We start from the raw sequence: 21,681 nt of genomic DNA on the forward strand, positions 1-21,681 counted from the left end.
GTATGAATAATAAAAAAAAATCACCTCTCGTTTCCATCCTTATTCCCACTTATAATCGACCACATTATTTCAAAATTGCTCTAGAAAGTGCATTAGCACAAACTTATCCAAACATTGAAATTATTATAGGAGACGATAGTACAAATGATGAAACAGAAATCTTAATAAATGAACAGTATTTACCTAATTATAAAAACATAACATACATTCGAAATGCCACTACTTTAGGACAATTTCATAACGATCTTATGCTCTTAGAGAAATCTAATGGGGAGTATATAAATTTTTTAATGGACGATGATGTGTTTTATAATCATAAAATACAAAAAATGATGGCTTATTTTGAGCAAGACACAAATAAAAATCTCGCTCTTATAACTTCTTATCGAGTACGTATTGATGATCACGGAAATTTAATTGGAGATGCTCATCCAACACAAAGATTATATGGCGAAGACATTCAATTAAACGGAATATTTTTAGGCGACTGGATGTTAAAAGGTGGGCATAACATTATCGGTGAGCCTACAACTATTCTGTTTAGAAAACAGTTACTCACTGAACCTTTCGGCACGCTAAAAGGGAGGCACTATTCTTGTAGTGTCGATATGGCATCATGGATTTCCTTACTTTCTAAAGGAGACGCAGTATACATATCCGAACCTTTAAGCCAATTTCGCTACCATGCTGGGCAACAAATACACAGCAAGCTCCTTGAAGGATCTGAGGATTTTACGCACCTCGTTATAACTTCAAAAGAATACGGATTTTTACAAGATAATACAGATTATAGACTAGGTCTAATTAGCGCTTATAAATGGTGTAAAAGTTCCTTAGAATATTATAGCCAGCTACCAAACCTCATTCCAGATGCACATGTACGTCTTTCCCATTGTTTGGACATAATTATAAAAGAGCTACATCATTAGTCTATTCTGCGAAAATAAAATGTGTGAGCTGTACGTGAATAATGCGTATAATTCATACATTCTTTTTAAACTATGTGATGCACCAACTAAAATCCACTAATATAGAGAGCAGTAGAAAGGAATTCATACAGTGAAAGATCCGAACACTCAATATCAAATAGACTACATATTAATATTCATTTTATTTGCCATTGGGATTGTTAGCTGCTTTGCTATCGCAAGTGCACAAGCTTCTTTACCACCATTTTTACAAAACGTAAATTTTGTATTAAAACAAATCCAATGGTATGCCATTGGATTTATCGCCATTGGTGTTATTATGGTTATTGATTTCGATCGCTATAAACAAATTGCTTGGTATTTATATAGCTTTGCACTCATACTTCTAATTGGCCTAGAACTTCAAGTTCCTGGCGCCGTTACAATTAAAGGGGCTACCGCGTGGTACAGACTTCCAGGCATCGGAAACTTTCAGCCTTCTGAAATTATGAAATTATTTTTGATTATCGTCGTTGGACGAATTATAGCGAATCATAATGAAAAATACCTTTTTCGGACAACTCGTGAAGATTTCATTTTACTTTTAAAAATATTTGCAGCTAGTTTACCTCCACTACTTCTAATCGCAAAAGAACCTGATTTAGGAAACACAATGGTCATTTCAGCGATGCTTGCAACAATGGTTTTAGTTTCTGGTATACGTTGGCGCTTTATCCTCGGATTAACCTCCGGTATTTTCGCCATAGGCTCTACCTTAACATATATTTATTTCACGCATACAGAGTTCTTTAAAGAGCACATTCTAAAAGAATATCAATTAAATCGCTTCTATGGTTGGCTTGCACCTTATAAATATGACGCACAAGGATACCAATTAAGACAAGCATTTTTAGCTACTGGATCAGGAGAGATGCAAGGAAAAGGATGGGAAAATAGACAAGTATATTTTCCAGAGCCACATACAGATTTTATTTTTACAAATATCGCTGAACAATTCGGTTTTTTAGGAGCAAGTGTTATTATTTCATTTTTTTTCTTACTCATTTACCGAATGATCCATATCGCTTTAGAAAGCAATGAACCTTTCGGTAGTTATATTTGCGCTGGTACAATTGGAATGTTTACGTTCCAAGTATTCCAAAATATTGGGATGACAATTGGTTTACTCCCTATTACAGGAATAACGTTACCGCTTATGAGCTACGGCGGGAGTTCACTGCTCACATATATGGTTGCTATTGGATTTATTTTAAACGTACGCTCAAGAACTAAAATCTTTATGTTTAAATGAACCATATCGAAAAACGGTATGGTTTTTTTCTATGTCCATTTTAGATATACTAATGAAAAAATGAGCTGGAGGTTTAAATATGAAATATGACATTATAGGTGATATTCACGGATGCTTCCAAGAGTTTCAAGATTTAACAACGAAACTAGGGTATAGCTGGGATAGTGGTATCCCAATTCATAACGCAAAACGAAGGCTTGCATTCGTTGGTGATATTACAGACCGAGGTCCTCATTCATTACGGATGATTGAAATTGTATGGGAGCTCGTAATAAATAGAAAAGATGCTTATTATGCTCCAGGGAATCACTGTAATAAACTGTATCGTTTCTTCCTTGGACGTAATGTTACAATCGCTCATGGGCTCGAAACAACTGTTGCAGAATATGAAGCATTGCCTTCTAATAAGCAACAAATAATAAAAGAAAAATTCATTACTCTTTACGAACAATCACCGATATATCACATACTGGATGAAAAAAAATTAATCGTCTGTCACGCTGGTATTCGGCAAGATTACATAGGAAGACAAGATAAAAAAGTACAAACCTTTGTATTATATGGTGATATTACAGGCGAAAAACACCATGACGGCTCACCTGTCCGCCGAGATTGGGCGAAAGAGTATAAGGGTGAAACATGGATTGTTTATGGACATACACCTGTCAATGAACCTCGCTTTGTGAATCATACAGTCAATATTGATACTGGTGCTGTATTTGGTGGTGAACTAACTGGACTACGTTACCCTGAGTTGGAGACCGTTTCTGTTCCTTCTTCCCTACCTTTTGTCCCTGAAAAGTTCCGCCCAATTTCATAAAGTGAAACTTTAATCAGTGGGGGTTTTGTTCATCCCCACTGATTATTAGCCCGCACCATCCCTCTACTTAATACAATTCACGATTTGCAAAGGATCATGGTGTTTTCTAGACATATTCCACACTAAAACTAGATAAAACAATTAAAAAAAGATGCAATAAAGTGCATCTTTTTTTAATTGCACGGCATATACTGTCGCAGGAGGTGACGGAATGAAGAAAAAATCTTCTAAACAAAAAAGAAAATTCCACCCTTTATACCATCCCATGTATGGAATTAACAACTGGTGCAGTATTCGAGCTGCAGCTATAGAAGAAATAGAAGAACAAGAGTCATCAAAAAAAAGAAAACCGAGAGAAAAATATGTCTCTTTAGAAAATGCTGTTATGAGGCGAATTATAGATAGCAGGAAAATAAAAGCAAAACAAAAAAAGAAGCTCACTTCTAATAATGATGAACCTGTGCTTAATTCGGAAAAGATACAAGAAAATATAGAAGAAAGCATTCCTGTAGCAATAAAGGAAAAAATACAACCAGAAATTCCAGCTACTATTATAAATCAAGTAAAAAAAATAAAAGAAGCATTAATCTCGGGCAACGATGTACAAATAGAAGGATCCGCCCCTACTCAGGCTCCTGTACCTACACCTATAAAAAAAGAAAATAACAAAGGATCTCGTCACGCATATAAAGAAGGACTTCACTCTAAAGCTGATGGAATCGCTTCACATGCAGAAGGGCTTCTTACACATGCAACGGGTCCCTTTTCTCATGCAGAAGGTTCAAAAACAAAGGCAACTGGACATAGTTCGCATAGTGAAGGAAGTGAAACGACAGCAGGCGGTTCTTATTCTCATGCGGAAGGAAAGCATACAATTACTTTCGGCGAAGCAGCACATGCAGAAGGAACCGCAACTATCGCTAACGGATTCTCATCTCATGCGGAAGGAAATCATACATCAACAGCTAATTTTGCAGGCAGCCACATTATGGGGAAATTTGGTACAGCAGAAGAAGCTTATTCCTGGTTTATTGCAAATGGGACAAATGACACTGATTATAATATAGGTGCCAAATGGCTTGCCCATAACGGAGAAATGTATATCGATGGTGCTTCTTACAATGCAGGTGGTACTGATTTTGCACAAATGTTTGAGGCAGCAGATCATAGCCCTATTGATATCGGTTATTTCATTACATTTAGTAGCGAAGAAAAAATTCGAAAAGCCACTTCAATTGATACATTCATATTAGGCATATCCAGCGCTACTCCTGCTCTCATAGGAAATAGCGGTGCTTTAAGTTGGCAAAAACGCTATAAAACAGACCGCTTCGGAAAACGTCAATATACGCGTACGGATACGCAAGAAATACAACCTCTTTTAAATACAGAATGGAATCCAGCTTGTAAGTATCTATCAAGAAGAGACCGTACTGAGTGGCTTCCTGTCGGATTAATTGGACAAATGTTAGTTCGTGATGACGGTACTTGCGAAACACACGGATATTGTCGTCCAAATGATGACGGCATTGCTACAAAAGCTGAAAGTGGCTTTTTCGTTATAAAGCGTACTGGTGAACATCAAATTTTAATATTATTCCGCTAAAAAAAGGGAACAAAATTCTTTTTATGATAAGAATTTTGTTCCCTTTTAATTGTTATGTAAAGCGTATTGCATATCCTCTGGGATACTGACGGTAAAAGTCATTCTCTTTTCTAAAATAGGATGATAAAACGTCAAAGATGTACTATGCAGCGCTTGACGTTTTATCACATCTCTTCGGCCGCCGTATAGATCATCCCCAAGTAGCGGATGTCCTATATATGCCATATGTACACGAATTTGATGTGTTCTTCCCGTCTCGAGCTCAAGTGCTACATGCGTCTTATCGGGAGAACTCTCCATCACTCTAAAATGAGTAACAGCTCTTTGACCATCTTCACAGACAGTTCGCTCGATAATACTATCTGCTTTTCGTCCGATTGGCGCGTCAATCGTTCCTACTTCTTCTAAAATAGTCCCATGAACGATTGCCTCATATGTTCGTTTCACCCCTTTTTGTTGATGCTGCTTCGATAAAAGGTGGTGAACGAATCTATTTTTCGCAATTAACATAAGCCCTGAAGTATCACGGTCTAACCTCGTCACAATGTGCACCGTACTTGCAAGATTTTGTTTATCATAATGATATAAAATAGCGTTTGCAACACTTCCTGACGGGTGCTCCCTAGACGGAATTGTCGACATATTTGCTTCTTTATTTATAACAAGAACCGCATCATCTTCATATACGATACATAAAGGGATTTCTTCCACTTCCATCCCTTCACTTCTTTCCTCCACTGGAAAAAAGACTTGTAACTCTTCACCAGCTTGTAACTTGTGACGAACACTCGTGTGTTGACCGTTTACTTCAATTGCTCCCCCGCGGAACTTTATATCCGTTAAAGCAGCTTTCGAAATCCCTTTTGTTTTCAAAAATTCTCTAACTAAAGTTCCCTCTTCAGCCAGCCCTATATCCCATTTCAATGTAAATCTGTTCAAATATATAAACCCTCTCTATTTATCTGCAACAAACGAGTCACGAACACGTTTCCAGAATGGGAACGGACGGAAACGAACAAATCGTACTTTCTCGTTTGCAACGCGATACTGAATTGATTTCACATCTTGATGAACCATCGTCAAATGATCCACCGTAATTTGCAAGTTCATTCCTGCAGCCGGCTTTAAAACGCATGTATGATGCTTCGGTAGCACGAGCGGTGAACCTACCGTACGAAATACACGATTGTTGATAGATGCCATTTCTGCAATTTGAATCGCTTCAATAGAAGGGTGAATAATTGCTCCGCCAAGCGCCTTATTATACGCGGTACTTCCTGAAGGAGTAGAAATACAAAGACCATCTCCGCGAAACGTTTCGAAATACTCTCCGCGTATTTCCACTTCTGTTACTAATGTACCTTCTGCACTTTTTACAGTCGCTTCATTCATCGCCAAATACTGCGACTCTTTACTACCATTCACATAGCGAATAATCACTTCTAAAAGTGGATATTCAACCACTTGGAACGGTGTTTTAGCGATTGCAATCACCAACTTCTCTACTTCCGTCGGTAACCAATCTGCATAGAAACCTAAATGTCCTGTATGTACACCAACAAATGCGGTTTCATCTAATCGATTATAGTAACGATGGAATGCATATAAAAGTGTTCCATCTCCCCCAACAGAAATTACAATATCAGGTTCCTTTTCATCCATTGTAAACCCAAAATCTAGCAAGTATTCTTTCATCGTACTTGCTAGTGTATCTGATGATTGATCTCCCTTTGACATAATTGTAAATTTCATCGCCCAACACCCTTTAGTTTATGATTCAGAATCTTTCGTTTCCTGCTTTCGTGAAAAGACCTTTTGCGCTTCTTGAATTTCAAGACGAATGGAAGACATTTCTTCATCTAATAAAAACGCCGCTTCCGCTGCACGTTGTAAGCGTATTTTAATATCTTCAGGAAAACGTCCACTATATTTGTAATTTAAAGAATGCTCAATCGTTGCCCAAAAATTCATTGCTAACGTGCGAATTTGAATTTCAACTAACACTTTTTTCTCCCCCTGTATCGTTTGAACAGGATAACTAATGACAACGTGGTAAGAGCGGTAGCCGCTATCTTTCTTTTGCGTTACATAATCACGTTCTTCCACAATTTCAAAATCATTTCGTTTTCGAAGATACTCTACAACAGGCTTAATCTCATCTACGAATTGACACATCATTCGAAGGCCCGCGACGTCCTGCATATCTTCTCTAATTCGGTCTAGCGGTACACTTCTCTTCTCCGCTTTATCAATAATACTTGCAACCGACTTTACCCTTCCTGTTACAAACTCAATTGGAGAATGCTCCGTTAACATTGCAAATTGAGTACGCATTCCTTTTAGTTTCACTTTCAGCTCCGCCACCGCTTGGTGATACGGCGCTAAAAATTCTTCCCAATTACGATTCATTTCAACCACCACCAAAATCAATCCATTTGCTTATAGAAACACTTTTTCTACAGCAGTTACTAGTTCTTCTCCGTAATTTGCATTACCTTCAATATTTTCAACTAAATATTCTACTTCTTCTTTTAATCCTTCTAATTCTATTTCAACATCATTCACGTGAATAAACATCGCTGTATCTTTATTCATCGCTTCATGTATTGCTTCCCAGCATGTATGCGGAATACTTACATAAATGAAAGATGATTCGTTTTCTAAGATATATAAAAATGATAAATTGTCTGAGTCTACAAGTACGTGATTACGCGCACTTAACTCCTTTACCTCTATTTCAGTATTTTCCGCACAAAAAATAAGCGCATTCTCTCTCATTTCTACGCTCTTAACTTGAATTTTATTTTGCATGCTCGAACTCCTCCATCTCAACTTCCTGTCTTACTTAACAGTATTATTGTATCATAACATGGACGCAAACAAATAAAACATTGAACCAAATTTGTGAAAAAGCGATAATGTGGAAAGAATTATTTTTTCAAAAGGAGCGTATATAATGACACAAGAAATTGAAATTGAATTTAAAAATATGGTTACAGAGGAAGAATTCCAAACATTATGCAAATCTTTTTCTATTGAAGCATTTACAAAACAAGTAAATCATTACTTTGAAACACCTCAATTTTCTTTAAAAGATGCAGGCTCTGCACTTCGTATTCGTCATAAAGATGGAACTTATACATTAACATTAAAACAACCTGCTGAAATTGGTTTATTAGAAACTCATCAGTCTGTAACAGAAAAAGAAGCAAAACTTATGATGGAAACAAACACACTCATTCAAGGAACTGTAATGGATCAGTTACACAAATTACAAATTCCCGTTTCCTCTTTAACTTATATGGGTAGTTTAACAACAGAAAGAGCTGAAACATTATTTGAAGGCGGAACGCTTGTCTTTGATCATAGTTTCTATTACAATCACGATGATTATGAAATTGAATACGAAGTGCAAGATGAAAAGACCGGTAAAGCAGCATTTATAAGATTATTAAAGCAACATAACGTACCAGTTCGTCATACAAACAACAAAGTAAAACGCTTTTTCCTTGCCAAACAAAACGAAGAGCGCTAAAGTAAAATTTCCATCAGTGCAGAAGTGATTTACTGGTGGCTATGTTTCACCTTTTTTAGAAAGTGAAGATTTATTAGCAACATATAGAATAAGCAAAGAATGTTATGAAGGCTGTTTAGTTGCCCTTCATAACATTCCATTGCTACAATAGATATACATTTCATGGAAAAAGGAGTTTATAAAGGATGAGCAAGCAACCGATGACACCATTTGAAGCAATTGGCGGTGAACAATGCATTGCAACATTAGTGGATACATTTTATTCCTATGTCAGTGAACACCCTGACTTATCTCCGATCTTCCCGGATGATTTAACAGAAACTGCTAGGAAGCAGAAACAATTTTTAACACAATATTTAGGTGGTCCTAATTTATACACTGAAGAACATGGGCATCCTATGCTAAGAGCACGCCATCTTCCGTTTGAGATTACTCCAAAACGCGCAGAAGCTTGGCTATCATGTATGGAGCAAGCAATGGATGATACAGGAGTGCACGGTCATATAAGAGAGTTTGTTTTTGAACGTTTAGCATTAACTGCTCAACATATGGTCAATACTCCAAATGAAACAGGTGAAGTGTAATGGATAAGCAGGAAGCAAAGCATATAAATATGCCTTCTCCTTCCACATGCGAGCATAAATCTGTAGAAGCATATTTATTTATTGATCCACTTTGTAAAGATTGCTGGGATATCGAGCCATTTATTATTAAACTATGGCTTGAGTATGGGAAATACTTCTCTATTCGTCATATCGTAACAGGAAAAGTGGACGGAGCAAACGCTTCCTCACACAAATGGAATAAACCTGCTAATATTCGATTTGTGTGGGAAAAAACAACAAGTTTACAAGGTTTTTCATGTGATGGAAAAGTACATATGCAAGAGGCATCGTCAACACCATATTTAGTTTCGATGGCAATTAAGGCGGCGGAATTGCAAGGCCGAAAAGCAGGTTCGAAATTTTTGCGAAAACTCCAAGAATACATTCTTCTTGAAAATGTATCAAACCCTGACTGTGAATTATTGCTTACATGCGCTAAAGATAGTGGCATTGATGTAGAGGAATTTAAAAAAGACCTACACTCAGTTAGCGCAAAAAAAGCTTTCCAATGCGACCTAAAATTCACAAATGAGATGCATATTACAGAAATACCTTCCCTCCTATTTTTTCATGCAAATTCAGATGAGGAAGGTATTAAAATCGCGGGAATTTATTCCTATGATGTATACGTACAGCTATTAAAAGAACTTATAAAATGCGAGATTGAGCCAGAGCCATTACCTCCTTTAGAAGTATTACTAGAAGCAACACAATTTATTTCTTCAAAGGAAATCTCATTTATATATGACTGCCCTCAACAAGAAATAGAGCGTGAACTAAAGAAATTACAACTAAAACGAAAAGTACAAATGATTGAAGTGAAGTGCGAGCGTTATTGGAAATGGATAGCAAAAGAAAAAGACCTGGTGTAAACACCAGGTCTTTTTCTTTACGGCTTATAAAAATATTAAAGGGGATGGGAGAAATTTTCACGTTCAAACAAAGGGGTATATGTTTGTATGTGAATTCGTTCACGCTTATTATATTACAAGATTCGACGCCAAATGACAACCCCTTTTGTCGAATTTCACATTTTTGTCACATTCTAAACGTTTTCATTCTTGAATAAGCTATAAAAAAAGCAATTTAGGAGGTTTCCTTATGAAAAAGTCTCATATATTTCTTATCTTTCTATGTGTTATTGTTTCTTTTTTCTTGTATATCCTCTCTCTATTACAAGCTTTTCCTAAAATTATTGCCTTCCCTCTTTTATTCGGAGTTATCGTCATCGCTGTCTCTTATTTCAACTATAGAAAACGATTTAAAGGATTTTAACTACAAAAATAAGTCGTGAAAATCCCTTCCAATATAGAAAAAGTAAAAAAATCACCTTAATCATTCGACAAATATCGACAAGATGTACTTTTGAGAAAATGTTTCAAACAAAAAAGACGAGGATAAAATCCCTCGTCTTTTCTCATTATTTCTCTTCAAACAATAGCGCTTCTAATTCATTTAACTTCTCTTCAAATACTTGTAATGCTTCTTTTACAGGTTCTGGCGATGCCATATCTACTCCTGCTTTTTTCAACACTTCAATTGGATAATCAGAGCTTCCAGCTTTTAAGAATTCGTTAATGTAACGTTCTACTGCTGGTTGTCCCTCTTCTAAAATTTGTTTTGATAAAGCTGTCGCCGCACTAAATCCTGTTGCGTATTGATATACATAATAGTTGTAATAGAAGTGCGGAATACGAGACCACTCTAAACCGATTTCTTTATCGATTACTAAAGCGTCCCCAAAATATTTCTTATTTAAATCGTAGTAAATCTCCGTTAACATATCTGGCGTAGCCGCATGTCCTTCTTGTACTTTTTTATGAATGATATGCTCGAACTCTGCAAACATTGTTTGACGGAATACAGTACCACGGAATCCTTCTAAATAGTGATTTAATAAATATAGACGCTCTTTCTTATCTTCTGTCTTCTTCAATAAGTAATCATTTAGAAGCGCTTCATTACAAGTTGATGCTACTTCTGCAACGAAGATTGAATAATCACCATATACGTGCGGTTGTGTCTTCCTTGTATAGTAACTATGCACTGAATGACCAAACTCATGAGCAAGTGTAAATAAATTATTTACATTATCATGCCAATTCATTAAAATATACGGATTTGTTCCGTATGCACCAGATGAATATGCTCCGCTTCGTTTTCCTTTATTCTCATATACATCTACCCAGCGATTTTCATATGCTTCTTTTAAAATTTCAACATATTCATCACCAAGTACATTTAAAGATTTCAATAACATTTCTTGCGCTTCTTCATACTTCACATTCATTTTCACTTCTGGTACAAGTGGTGTATATAAATCGTACATATGAAGCTCATCAAGACCTAGAGCACGCTTACGAATATCAATGTATCGATGTAGTAAGTGTAAATTATCATTTACCGATTCAATAAGTTGATCATACACCGCCTCAGGAATATTATTATTACTTAATGCAGCTTGACGTGCAGAATCGTATTTACGAACGCGCGCATTGAAATTATTACGTTTCACAGCCCCGCTTAGCGTACTTGCAAATGTGTTCTTATATTTCCCGTATGTTTCATGTACAGCTTTGAATGCATCTTCGCGTACACGACGATCATCACTTTCTAAAAATTGAATGTAACGACCATGTGTTATTTCTACCTCTTCTCCATCCTCACCTTTAATAGATGGGAATTTCAAATCCGCATTATTCAACATACCGAATGTATTACTTGATGCACTCATCACTTCAGATGCTTCTGCTAATAACGCTTCTTCTGCCTCAGATAATACGTGCGGGCGTTGACGTGTAATTTCTTCTAATGCATGCTCATATACACTTAGTTCTCGATTTTCTTGTAAGAAAGTTTGCAATGTATCTTCTGAAATAGATAAAATTTCAGGTACGATATAAGCTGTGCTACTAGATACTTGTGAGTATAAATTTGTTGCGCGATCATTTAATGCTTGATACACAGAGTTTGTTGTATCTTGATCGTAACGCATATGTGCATATGTATATAGCTTACCTAATCGCATTGAAATTTCATCTTCATATTGCAATGCCTCAAGCAAATTGTCTGCAGAGTCGCCAAGCTTCCCTTTAAATTCAGTTAACTTTGGCAATAGCTCTTTAATAGCTTGGAATTCTTTGTCCCATTCTGCATCTGTTTGGAAAATATCTTCTAATCGCCATGTGTTTGCTTCTTCAATCTCATTGCGATTTGGTAATGATTTTACTGTATTTTGTTCAGCCATTCTTTAAGCCCTCCTTATAATATCTCTACTTAAGTACAATTCGATTTTTCTTATGTAATTCCTTCACGATCAGTCTTTATTATATCCCCTTTTCCCTCTCTCATGTTGTACTTTGTCTCAAATAGAGATAGTGCATGCGCTAAGCAAATTGCATCATATTTCATAATTTCTTCCTCTGTTTTTACCAATACAATATCTCTTATTTTCCGATACTTATTAATACCTATTTTTATTAATACACCTACATAACATAAAAATGTCATATACTCCGCAACTGCTACCTTCCATATATGTTGTGCAAAATACGGAAGTAGACGCCTCTTCGTATACTTTGCTACATAGTTACATACGTATTGCAGAGAAATATACTCCCCTACCTTAAGCATACCTATACACTTCATATAAAGAGAAGCTTGCCATATAAATGGATTTGTTTGAAAAGCAAACGCGGATGGGAGCGGAACACCAATTTCAGAAGGAAAACTCGCTGGGGTACACTTATATTGATATAAGAGGCGGAGTAGTGACTTATGATTATAATTCCAGATAGATAGAGCGTTTTGCCGAAAATGGTTCTTTTTTTTCTTCCATTCTTGTCCTAATACCTCTTTCCGGAAAGGAACGGGAGAAAAGAGCATGTCAACGGTAGTCGTATCGGTTGGTAAACAAATAGTATGTGAGAAAGAAACATTTGTAGAAAACGGAGTGATAAATGCGCATTTCATAAACGATTTTTGTTTCGGACAAAAGAAAATAAGAAATGGCTGAGGATAAGGTTGTAAGGAGAACGCCATAAGGGCGGAGAATGTCATCCAATAGGCGGATTGCTTTTTCAACTGATTTCCACCGATTATCCAGATGATTTGTATACTAGCTTGCCAATACGAATATGTTCGCTTATAAAGCTGCTCTACGGAGAGATTTGCACATTGATATTCAATCGCAATTTTTCTATCCGCTCTCTCTACGTAAACATCTGGCCGTTGCTGGATTACCGGCAGATAATGCTCTATATCTACATGAAAATCTTGACGTTTTAACCATCTATATAACAATTCTTTACCGTGCATATGATACATAGATTCTGCTTCATAAAAGGTAAGACATGAATCCACTTTCTTATGAGCAAAATGCCAGCTCTTCTGTTTTCCTAATTTCATTTGCACTTCTTTTCCGCAAGCTGTACAAAAGAATTTTTCTCGTTTACGCATTTCGCGTAAACGCTCTTCATCCCGGTTATATAATAGATGAATCTTTTCTCCGTTTTCTCTCCTTGCAATAAACATCACAATCACACCCTTTCAACTCCTTGTATTCTACAATTTACTACAAATTCCTCTCAAAAAAAGAGATGTCCTAAATTAGGACATCTCTTTCTATAATAAAGGTGATAATAACCGATACGTCGATTCAACAATCCGCCTATGAAGACGTCTCTTATGAAATCGGTCAACATGAATTTCACTTGATTCTTCTAAATCGTCTTTAAAATCTTGAACGAGCTTTCGAATGCTATCTGTATCATACAAAAAGGCATTTACTTCAAAGTTTAAATGAAAACTTCTCATATCCATATTAGCTGTCCCAATTGATGCGAGATCAGAATCCACGATAACGACTTTACTATGAAGAAAACCTTTTTCATATTCATATATTTTTACTCCTGCATCTAATAACTCCGGAAAGTACGATCTTGATGCATAAAAGACAGTCCGCTTATCTGGCTTACTTGGCATTAACAAACGAACATCAATACCAGCAAGTGCAGCTACTTTTAATGCAGATAAAATATCATCATCTGGAATAAAGTATGGTGTTGCGATCCAAATCGATTTCCTAGCTGAAGCAATCATTGCAAAATATAAATGTTTAATTGTTTCCCATTTATTATCTGGTCCACCTCCAACAAGTTGGACTCCGCCCCAATGATCACCCTCAACTGCTTCCACTTGTAAATATTCAGGTGCTAATACCGCCTCACCAGTCATATAAAACCAGTCTTGAAGGAAAATCAGCTGTAAACTTTGAACTGCTTCACCGCGTAAATATAAATGCGTGTCTCGCCAAAAACCGAAATATTTATCCTTCCCTAAATACTCATCACCAATATTTAATCCACCTACAAACCCTTCATTTCCATCTATAATAACGATTTTCCGGTGGTTTCGATAATTAATTTTATCGTTTAAAATCGGAAAACGCACAGGGAAAAATGGAATCATTTCTACTCCTGCATCATTCAATTCTTCAATATACGAATTTGATAATTTAAAGCTTCCAACCGCGTCGTATAAAAAACGAACGACAACGCCTTCTTTTGATTTTTTTATTAAAATATCTTTAATTTCTGTACCGAGCTTGTCATCACGCACAATGTAATACTCCATATGAATGTGGTGTTTCGCCCGATTTAACCCATCTAAAATTGCCTGAAACGTTTCGTCTCCATTTGTTAATGTCCTCGTTTCAGTTTGAAATGAAATATTTAAAGCACCCAATCGATCGGCTAAACGAAATAACAATTCTTGATGCTTATGATTTCGTAAAATCCGTTCTTCGTAATCTTCGTGTCCCTTATATTGTAAAAACGCCTGTTCATCGAGTAATGCCTTCTTTTGGAACATTCTTTTTCTGCGAAAGTTTTGTCCAAATAAAAGATAAGCAAAGAAACCGAACACTGGAAAAATACCTAGTACGATTAACCACGTAAGTGTTTTTGACGGATGGCGGTTTTCTAAGAAAATAACACATCCAATTAAAAATGCGGAAACCGTAAATAAAATACTAATAATACCTAAAATAGAAAAATCCTTTATCCCCATGACATCCGAATAAAATGCTACATCAATAAACATGCGTAATGAAACAAATAATGCGAACAGTAGTAGAAAAAAGAAAAGTAGTTTTAGTGTATTTTTCATCTCTTACCCCCTAAATAAGAAAGCCTTCCTATTCTTCATAAAAAAAGCCGATTTCATACTATAGAAATCGGCCTACATTTTAGGAGGGAAATTGTTGCGAATTGTCTCAAGCGCACGCTCTTTCACAACCTGTTTCCCATACTCACTTACACGGTGAATCGTTAAAGTAGATTCTTCTCCATATTCTAAAACAATACTTAAAATACGATCAATCTCTTCTTCATCATGTAGCACTTCATCAAATTCCACATATACATAATAGCGGTCCTCAAATGAATGCAATTCATCTTTTATATCTTCAAAGATAAGACGATGACTTAATGAAATGACATCTTCAAAATCATTAAACTTAATTAAAAAGCCAAACGTACCATCTTCATTAAAGCTTGTTCCTACTTGTTCTTCTACCTCTTCCACTAATTCTTGCTGGAATAATGATTCGATGCCTTCATCTAGAGGAATGTCTATAATTTTATCCACACCTATTGGTAGTTCCAGCTTTTGTCCATCCTTTGAAAGCTCCGCTTTCGTTACAAGTACTTCAATCCCCTTATCGACTGCTTGCACTTGAATCCATAACGGTCCATCGACAAAGAAATCATCATGATCACGAGCTTCGTCCATCATCTCCCAAAAGAGCTCTTCACTTCGTTCGCGATCATACCAAATTTCTTCACGGTTAAACCCTCTGTCCTCTATATCAATGTACGTAATAAAAAATTTCATCGTATGGTCATTAATTCTTTCAATATCCAAAATACAACTCTCCCTTCCTGCTTGGAATTGTTATGAAGGGATTCCCCACTCATATGACAAAACAATAGATTCTTGTACTCTCATTTTATGATAAGATTCTCCAGAATGGAAATAAAATCGATTTATTTTACAAAAATAGTTATATACCTATCTGTATTCGACCGTTTACATAAAGTGAAACGTTAATCAGTATTTTTTTCATCCTCCACTGATGATTAGCTCGCACCAATCGGGATAAATATACCATTATACCAATTCACTGTTCACAAAAAATTCGGACATACATTCCCGTATTCCCCCGTACACTGTAATAAAGTGAAACTTCTATTAGAGGTGATTATTTTGTCCCCGGGGGCGCGGGATCAAAACTAGACAAACTTTCTTCACCACATACATATATTTCGCTTATTAAAACATCATAAATGGAGGCAGACGAATGGACTTAGAGTTTTTAACATCTGTACTAATGATTGTCGGTATCGATGTTGTACTAGGTGGCGATAACGCAATTGTCATCGCACTAGCTAGCCGAAATTTACCTGAAGCAAAACGAAATAAAGCCATTTTGATTGGTACTATGTTAGCAATTGTGCTACGAATTCTCCTCACAATACTAGCTGTCTATTTACTTGATATCCCATTTTTACAACTCACCGGCGGAATTTTACTCACATTAATTGCGGTCAATTTACTCACTGATAATAACAACGATCTTTCTTCTATCAAAGGAAAAACAACTTTATTCCAAGCTGTGCGTACAATTGTATTCGCGGATCTCGTTATGGGGTTTGACAATGTTATTGCCATTGCAGGAGCAGCTCACGGAAGACTTTCACTCGTAATTATCGGTTTATTCATTTCTATCCCGATTATCATTTGGGGAAGCAAACTTATTTTAATACTCATGGAACGCTTTCCATTTCTCATTTATTGCGGAGCAGCAGTTCTCGCCTATACAGCAGGAAAAATGATTACACATGAAGACAGACTTGCAACGTTTTTTCATCATAATCCTAGTTTTACCGCAAGTATCCCTTATTTGTTCATTTTCACGATTTTATGCATAGGCTTTATCGTTCAACAAGTGCGATTACGTAATGTTAAACAGTAAAAAAAAACCTTCTACTCTATAATAGGTAGAAGGTTTTCATATTATTATAATTAATTTACAAGACGCTGTGCTTCACGTAATTGGAACGTTCTTACTGTACGTGGTAAGAAACGACGGATTTCGTCTTCGTTGTAACCTACTTGAAGGCGTTTTTCGTCAATCATAATTGGACGACGTAAAATACCTGGATAGTCACGAATCATCTTATATAAATCTTGAAGTGGTAAAGACTCTAAGTTCACATTCAATTCTTGGAAAACTTTTGAACGAGTAGAAATAATCTCATCCGTTCCGCTTTCTGTCATACGTAAAATCTCTTTGATCTCATCAATCGTTAATGGATCTGAGAAAATATTACGTTCTGTATAAGGAATATGATTTTCCTCTAGCCATAATTTCGCCTTTCTACAAGACGTACAGCTTGGAGAACTATATAATGTTACCATACAAAGCTCACTCTCCTTAAAGAGTACAAATTCTGTACTAATTACAGTTTAAATTTCTAACTTCCGCAATTTTTTGCGATAACTTGTCTTATAGCAAAGTAAAAAATCGCAATTCATGTAAGCAACAACAATTACTTTTAATAAGTAACTTCTATAATCATTATACAATAGTTTTTGCAAGAAATATACAGTTAATTTACTGCTAGTTGAGAAAAATTCTCCGTGTACTCCACTGCTATGCAACATGATTACACTCATTAAAACTGTCCTTTAACAACGCTCTTCAACCCTTTTGATACTTGCTTTCTACAATAATTTTCACTTGATATACAATTACAGTTTCATAATCTTCCCCATTAGAAAGAGAGCGTTTTCTTACCTTTTCCCGACAAAACAATTGAGAAATGTAAGACTCTAAAGATTAGAAACAAAAAGAACATCTGTTCTTATTTTAACAAATCTCCCCGCTCATGTCTATATGCTTTCTAAAGTAAATCGAATATTTTTCTGACATTTCTTTCTTTTTTGCCATTTATCTCATACAATAAAAATACAGACAGGCAAAGGGGGAATTTGCATATGATCGCTTTCTTTACTGATTTTATCATTGTTGCTACCCTCATCATCGGAATAACAGCATTGATTGGTGTCATTACAAATAGCATCGGTGAAAAACTCTTTGGTGGGAAAGAAAAAATGAAGTTTGTTAACAAAAGTTTAGATGTACAATCTGGCTGGAACCAAGTTGGTGGAAAAGGCATTTATAAAAAACGTACGTACTAAAAAAAGCAGGTAATCACCTGCTTTTTTTGTTATTTCTCTACTGATGCCCATTTGAAGCTTACTTCCCCGCCGTATTTATGGTTGTACATATCTTTAATTGTTTCTCTTTGTAAATATGCTCTACCACGTTGATATACTGGAACAATCGCAGCGTCATCAAGTAACATTTTTTCTGCTTCTAATAAGTTTTTCCAGCGAGCATTTACGTCGCTTCCGTCTTTTTTCGCTTTCATAATAATCTCATCGTACTTCGGATTAGAATACTTCATTTTATTTTGAGATCCGTCAGTTACAAACATATCAAGATATGTAACTGGATCCGGGAAGTCTGCACTCCATCCAGAGAATGACATTACATAATCGCCAGCATCTTCTAATTTTAGTTTTTGCGCGAATGGTTGTTGTTTAATTTTCACTGTTAATCCTGGTAAATTCTTTTCTAATTCACCTTTTAAATATTCACCAGTTTTCTTCGATAATTCAACATCTTCATTTAATAGCTCTAATTCAATTTCGTTTTTACCAAGCTCTTTTTTACCAGTTTCCCAATACTTTTTCGCTTCTTTTACATTTGGTTTTATAATATCTCCATTTTCAGCACGGAAGTCTTGTTTATCCGGTCCTTTAATGAAATTATCAGGAATTAATCCCGTCGCTGGCTTAGAACCGTTATTTAATAATGTATCAACGAATGGTTTACGGTCAAAACCAAGTGAAATTGCTTTACGAATATTTTTATTTGCTAAAGCTGGGTCTTTTTGATTTAAGCGAAGGAAGAATACAGATGTATCTTCTACCGTTTTGAAATCTGGTTTTCCTTTATATTTATCGATGAACTCTGCTAATAACGTTGCTCGATCAACTGCGTTTGTTTCATATAAATTAATTGGTGTAGACGTATCTTTTACAATATTAAAGTTTACTTCCTCAAGCTTCACTTCTTTATTGTCCCAATATGATGCGCTCTTTGTCATTTTGAAGCTACGTTCATGTTGCCAATCACTTAATGTAAATGGACCGTTATAAAGTGTTGTATTTGCTTCTAAACCAAACTTCGTCCCTTGCTCTTTCACATACTTTTCATTAACAGGATAGAAGATCGGATAGACCATTAAATCAACAAGATATGGAATAGAATTATCTAATTCTACTTCTAATGTATGATCATCAATTGCTTTCACGCCTAATTGGTCTGGACTCATCTCTTTTTTATTAATTTTCTCAGCATTTTTTATATCGTACATAATGTACGCCGATTTCGCAGCTGTATCTGGATTAATTGCTCTTTGCCATGCATACACGAAATCTTTCGCCGTTACAGGGTCACCATTTGACCATTTTGCATCTTCACGTAATTTGAATGTATACTTTTTACCGTCTTCTGACTTTTGGAATTCTTTCGCTACACCTGGAACTAATTTATCATCTTTCCCAAGGCGGTATAGACCTTCCATCGTATTGTTCATTACTTTTGAAGAAACTGCATCAGCTGATAACGCTGGGTCCATCGTTGGAATTTCTTGTGTTTCAATTAAGTTAATAACTTGCTTCGCACCACTTTTCCCGCTATCCCCTTTTGCGTTCGCTTGCGGTTCATCTTTTTGGTAGCCACATGCCCCTAAAATCATGCTCATTGCTACTGTTGATGCTACAAAAACTGGTATCTTTTTTTTCATACTTTCACCCTCCAAAAAAATGTTAGCCCTTTCATTTTCAAACAGAAAGAAATTTATATATGTTCTAATAATTCATATTATACACACAAATATATTCTTTGTATATTTATATTTCTATTTTATTAAAATTTTCTGTTAACAATTCGTGTATTTGTAAACGTTTCAAACTGCGTTTTTATTGAACTAAAGTGTTAAAAATATTAAATTTTATACTTTTCTAAATTATCAGAGAAAAACAAATTTTATATCCTATAATATCTTACGTATAATTATTCTTCCTTTTCTGTCATAAAATGAAGGTTTATTCATATTGAAAATATGTAGGCTAAAATAAGTGCAAAGGATATGAAAGTGTGTTACGATACACTTTGCTAAAAATAGATATCGGTAAAGAGGGGACGGACATGACAGCAATTCACTCAAAAAACGGGCCAACAGAGAAATTAAGTTTATTCTTATTAACATGGCCTATTTTTCTAGAAGTTTTTCTTTTTATGCTGATGGGGATCGCTGATACTTTCATGTTAAGTGCATTATCAGACGATGCTGTATCTGGGGTTGGTGCAGCGAATCAATACCTTCATATCGCGATTTTAGTACTAGAAGTCATCGGGAATGGTGCAGCTATCGTTGTATCCCAATACCTCGGTTCTAAACGCTTTATGGAAGCATCAAAAATATCAGCATTAGCCGTCACATTAAATTTAGTGGTCGGACTCATTATAAGCGCCGGTTTTCTTTTATTCTCAAAACATATGATGATGGCAATGAACTTACAAGGCGATGTATTAACGTATGCACAAAGCTATCTATCCATCGTCGGAGGAGCTATTTTCCTTCAAGCTATTATTAACTCATTAGCCGCAATTATCCGCGTTCACGGCTTTACAAAGCAAGCAATGTTTGTTTCGCTTGGAATGAATATTATTCATATCGCCGGAAACTACGTACTTATTTTCGGGAAATTCGGTTTCCCTGAACTTGGTGTGCAAGGGGCCGCGATTTCTTCCGCTGTCAGCCGGTTAATCGCACTTATCGTTTTCTTCTGGTTACTGTATCGCGTTATGGAATACCGTGTGAAATTACAATATTACTTCACTTTATCAAAAGAATACGTTGGCAAAATTTTGAAGATTGGCATTCCATCTGCATTCGAACAAGTCATGTATCAAGCTTGCCAAATTGTCTTCCTATATTATGCAACATACTTAGGAACAGAATCGTTAGCTGCTAGACAATACGCTACTAACATTTCCATGTTCACGTATTTATTCGCCATTGCTATCGGTATGGGAACAGCTATTATCGTTGGACGCCTAGTTGGCGGAAATGAAAAGGATGAAGCTTACACACGCGTATGGAAAAGTGTACAATGGGCGATTGGTGTAACTTTATTTATGGTCATTCTCGTTGTTACATTCCGCACACAATTAATGGGACTATTTACGGATAACCCTCATATTATCTCTCTAGGGGCAAGCGTTCTTTTACTAAGTGTACTACTGGAAACAGGACGGACGATGAACATCGTCATCATTAATTCACTTCGTGCAGCTGGCGATGCAAAATATCCTGTTTTAATCGGCGCATTCTCCATGGTGTTAATGAGCTTACCACTCGGTTACTTTTTCGCCTTCCATTTAGACATGGGGCTCGTTGGTATTTGGCTAGCGATTGCTATCGACGAATGGACGCGAGCAATTATTATGTTCTTCCGCTGGAGAAGTAGATCGTGGGAAAATTATGCACTTGTTAAACCTGATGAACAAGAAGATAGTGCTTCTGTTCAAGCGCGATAAAATAAAAGTGTTTCTAAATGAAAAAAGGCGGCTGATTTCAGTCGCCTTTTTCTTCATTCTTGGAAACTCTTACTTCGCTGTCTTTAAACAGAAAAAGAACTTGGATAAAATCTCTTTATACTAAATTAAGTTTAAATAGTATAAAAAAATAGAGCC

The 21,681-nt window shown here is 35.9% G+C and carries 21 protein-coding genes; 11 read left to right on the forward strand and 10 right to left on the reverse strand.

The features are described 5' to 3' along the window. Nucleotides 1-2: 2 nt before the first annotated feature. From ACE38F_RS21970 to ACE38F_RS21985, 4 genes are all read left to right on the forward strand, one after another. Entirely contained in the window at nt 3-929 is a 927-nt protein-coding gene (locus ACE38F_RS21970) for a glycosyltransferase family 2 protein (RefSeq protein ID WP_215555583.1), read from the forward strand. A gap of 130 nt (nt 930-1,059) precedes the next feature. Beyond that, complete coding sequence (locus tag ACE38F_RS21975) at nt 1,060-2,220, forward strand: FtsW/RodA/SpoVE family cell cycle protein (RefSeq protein WP_063217374.1); 1,161 nt, start codon at nt 1,060-1,062, stop codon at nt 2,218-2,220. A 79-nt stretch (nt 2,221-2,299) separates the two neighbouring features. Beyond that, on the forward strand, nt 2,300-3,040 hold the full coding sequence (prpE, locus tag ACE38F_RS21980; protein WP_215555582.1) for a bis(5'-nucleosyl)-tetraphosphatase PrpE: 741 nt from the start codon (nt 2,300-2,302) through the stop codon (nt 3,038-3,040). A gap of 211 nt (nt 3,041-3,251) precedes the next feature. Then, nucleotides 3,252-4,646 carry a peptidase G2 autoproteolytic cleavage domain-containing protein gene (locus tag ACE38F_RS21985; protein WP_375369914.1) on the forward strand — a complete coding sequence of 465 codons (1,395 nt, stop codon included), beginning with the start codon at nt 3,252-3,254 and terminating at the stop codon, nt 4,644-4,646. A gap of 45 nt (nt 4,647-4,691) precedes the next feature. Here ACE38F_RS21985 and ACE38F_RS21990 read toward each other — a convergent pair whose 3' ends face one another. Genes ACE38F_RS21990 through ACE38F_RS22005 form a run of 4 tightly spaced genes read right to left on the reverse strand, consistent with a single transcriptional unit; the run spans nt 4,692 to nt 7,457 of the window. Then, entirely contained in the window at nt 4,692-5,585 is an 894-nt protein-coding gene (locus ACE38F_RS21990; protein ID WP_215555580.1) for an RluA family pseudouridine synthase, read from the reverse strand. Nucleotides 5,586-5,600: 15 nt separating this feature from the next. Beyond that, nucleotides 5,601-6,398: an NAD kinase gene (locus ACE38F_RS21995; protein WP_000673196.1), complete on the reverse strand. Its 798-nt coding sequence runs from the start codon at nt 6,396-6,398 to the stop codon at nt 5,601-5,603. Nucleotides 6,399-6,416: 18 nt separating this feature from the next. Beyond that, nucleotides 6,417-7,055, reverse strand: coding sequence for a GTP pyrophosphokinase (locus ACE38F_RS22000; protein ID WP_215555579.1), 639 nt, complete (start codon nt 7,053-7,055; stop codon nt 6,417-6,419). Nucleotides 7,056-7,085: 30 nt separating this feature from the next. Then, nucleotides 7,086-7,457, reverse strand: a complete 372-nt coding sequence (locus ACE38F_RS22005) for a UPF0738 family protein (RefSeq protein WP_215555578.1) — start codon at nt 7,455-7,457, stop codon at nt 7,086-7,088. Between the two features lie 145 nt (nt 7,458-7,602). Here ACE38F_RS22005 and ACE38F_RS22010 point away from each other — a divergent pair, with 145 nt between their 5' ends. The 4 genes from ACE38F_RS22010 to ACE38F_RS22025 all read left to right on the forward strand — a co-directional run bounded on the left by ACE38F_RS22010 (nt 7,603) and on the right by ACE38F_RS22025 (nt 10,061). Further along, nucleotides 7,603-8,181 (forward strand): CYTH domain-containing protein, encoded by a 579-nt coding sequence (locus ACE38F_RS22010; RefSeq protein WP_215555577.1) that lies wholly within the window; start codon nt 7,603-7,605, stop codon nt 8,179-8,181. Nucleotides 8,182-8,366: 185 nt separating this feature from the next. Further along, complete coding sequence (locus ACE38F_RS22015) at nt 8,367-8,765, forward strand: globin domain-containing protein (RefSeq protein ID WP_000043388.1); 399 nt, start codon at nt 8,367-8,369, stop codon at nt 8,763-8,765. Continuing rightward, nucleotides 8,765-9,658 carry a ClpXP adapter SpxH family protein gene (locus ACE38F_RS22020; protein WP_215555576.1) on the forward strand — a complete coding sequence of 298 codons (894 nt, stop codon included), beginning with the start codon at nt 8,765-8,767 and terminating at the stop codon, nt 9,656-9,658. Before ACE38F_RS22015 ends, ACE38F_RS22020 begins: the two co-directional genes overlap by 1 nt. A 229-nt stretch (nt 9,659-9,887) precedes the next feature. Further along, nucleotides 9,888-10,061, forward strand: coding sequence for a hypothetical protein (locus tag ACE38F_RS22025; RefSeq protein WP_000748141.1), 174 nt, complete (start codon nt 9,888-9,890; stop codon nt 10,059-10,061). 145 nt (nt 10,062-10,206) lie between these two features. Here the strand turns inward: ACE38F_RS22025 and pepF are convergent, their stop codons facing one another. The 4 genes from pepF to mecA form a co-directional block, all read right to left on the reverse strand. After that, nucleotides 10,207-12,033 carry an oligoendopeptidase F gene (pepF, locus tag ACE38F_RS22030; protein WP_375369915.1) on the reverse strand — a complete coding sequence of 609 codons (1,827 nt, stop codon included), beginning with the start codon at nt 12,031-12,033 and terminating at the stop codon, nt 10,207-10,209. A gap of 50 nt (nt 12,034-12,083) precedes the next feature. Continuing rightward, the gene (locus ACE38F_RS22035) at nt 12,084-13,319 is read right to left on the reverse strand and encodes a competence protein CoiA (protein ID WP_375369934.1); all 1,236 of its coding nucleotides are present in this window, start codon (nt 13,317-13,319) and stop codon (nt 12,084-12,086) included. Between the two features lie 90 nt (nt 13,320-13,409). Continuing rightward, nucleotides 13,410-14,954 carry a cardiolipin synthase gene (locus ACE38F_RS22040; protein WP_215555574.1) on the reverse strand — a complete coding sequence of 515 codons (1,545 nt, stop codon included), beginning with the start codon at nt 14,952-14,954 and terminating at the stop codon, nt 13,410-13,412. Nucleotides 14,955-15,026: 72 nt separating this feature from the next. After that, nucleotides 15,027-15,710: an adaptor protein MecA gene (mecA, locus tag ACE38F_RS22045; protein ID WP_002158885.1), complete on the reverse strand. Its 684-nt coding sequence runs from the start codon at nt 15,708-15,710 to the stop codon at nt 15,027-15,029. Between the two features lie 436 nt (nt 15,711-16,146). Here mecA and ACE38F_RS22050 point away from each other — a divergent pair, with 436 nt between their 5' ends. After that, the gene (locus ACE38F_RS22050; RefSeq protein ID WP_215555572.1) at nt 16,147-16,821 is read left to right on the forward strand and encodes a TerC family protein; all 675 of its coding nucleotides are present in this window, start codon (nt 16,147-16,149) and stop codon (nt 16,819-16,821) included. 50 nt (nt 16,822-16,871) lie between these two features. Here the strand turns inward: ACE38F_RS22050 and spx are convergent, their stop codons facing one another. Then, the gene (gene spx / locus ACE38F_RS22055; protein WP_002011348.1) at nt 16,872-17,267 is read right to left on the reverse strand and encodes a transcriptional regulator Spx; all 396 of its coding nucleotides are present in this window, start codon (nt 17,265-17,267) and stop codon (nt 16,872-16,874) included. A 579-nt stretch (nt 17,268-17,846) separates the two neighbouring features. Here spx and ACE38F_RS22060 point away from each other — a divergent pair. Next, a complete protein-coding gene (locus ACE38F_RS22060; protein WP_000559981.1) occupies nt 17,847-18,050 on the forward strand; it encodes a hypothetical protein in 204 nt (67 codons plus the stop codon). Nucleotides 18,051-18,079: 29 nt separating this feature from the next. Here ACE38F_RS22060 and ACE38F_RS22065 read toward each other — a convergent pair whose 3' ends face one another. Next, complete coding sequence (locus ACE38F_RS22065; protein WP_341307421.1) at nt 18,080-19,726, reverse strand: peptide ABC transporter substrate-binding protein; 1,647 nt, start codon at nt 19,724-19,726, stop codon at nt 18,080-18,082. Nucleotides 19,727-20,079: 353 nt separating this feature from the next. Here ACE38F_RS22065 and ACE38F_RS22070 point away from each other — a divergent pair, with 353 nt between their 5' ends. Beyond that, nucleotides 20,080-21,525, forward strand: coding sequence for an MATE family efflux transporter (locus tag ACE38F_RS22070; protein ID WP_375369916.1), 1,446 nt, complete (start codon nt 20,080-20,082; stop codon nt 21,523-21,525). Nucleotides 21,526-21,681 lie beyond the last annotated feature (156 nt).

This window comes from Bacillus altaicus (assembly GCF_042136375.2).
GTDB lineage: Bacteria > Bacillota > Bacilli > Bacillales > Bacillaceae_G > Bacillus_A > Bacillus_A cereus_U.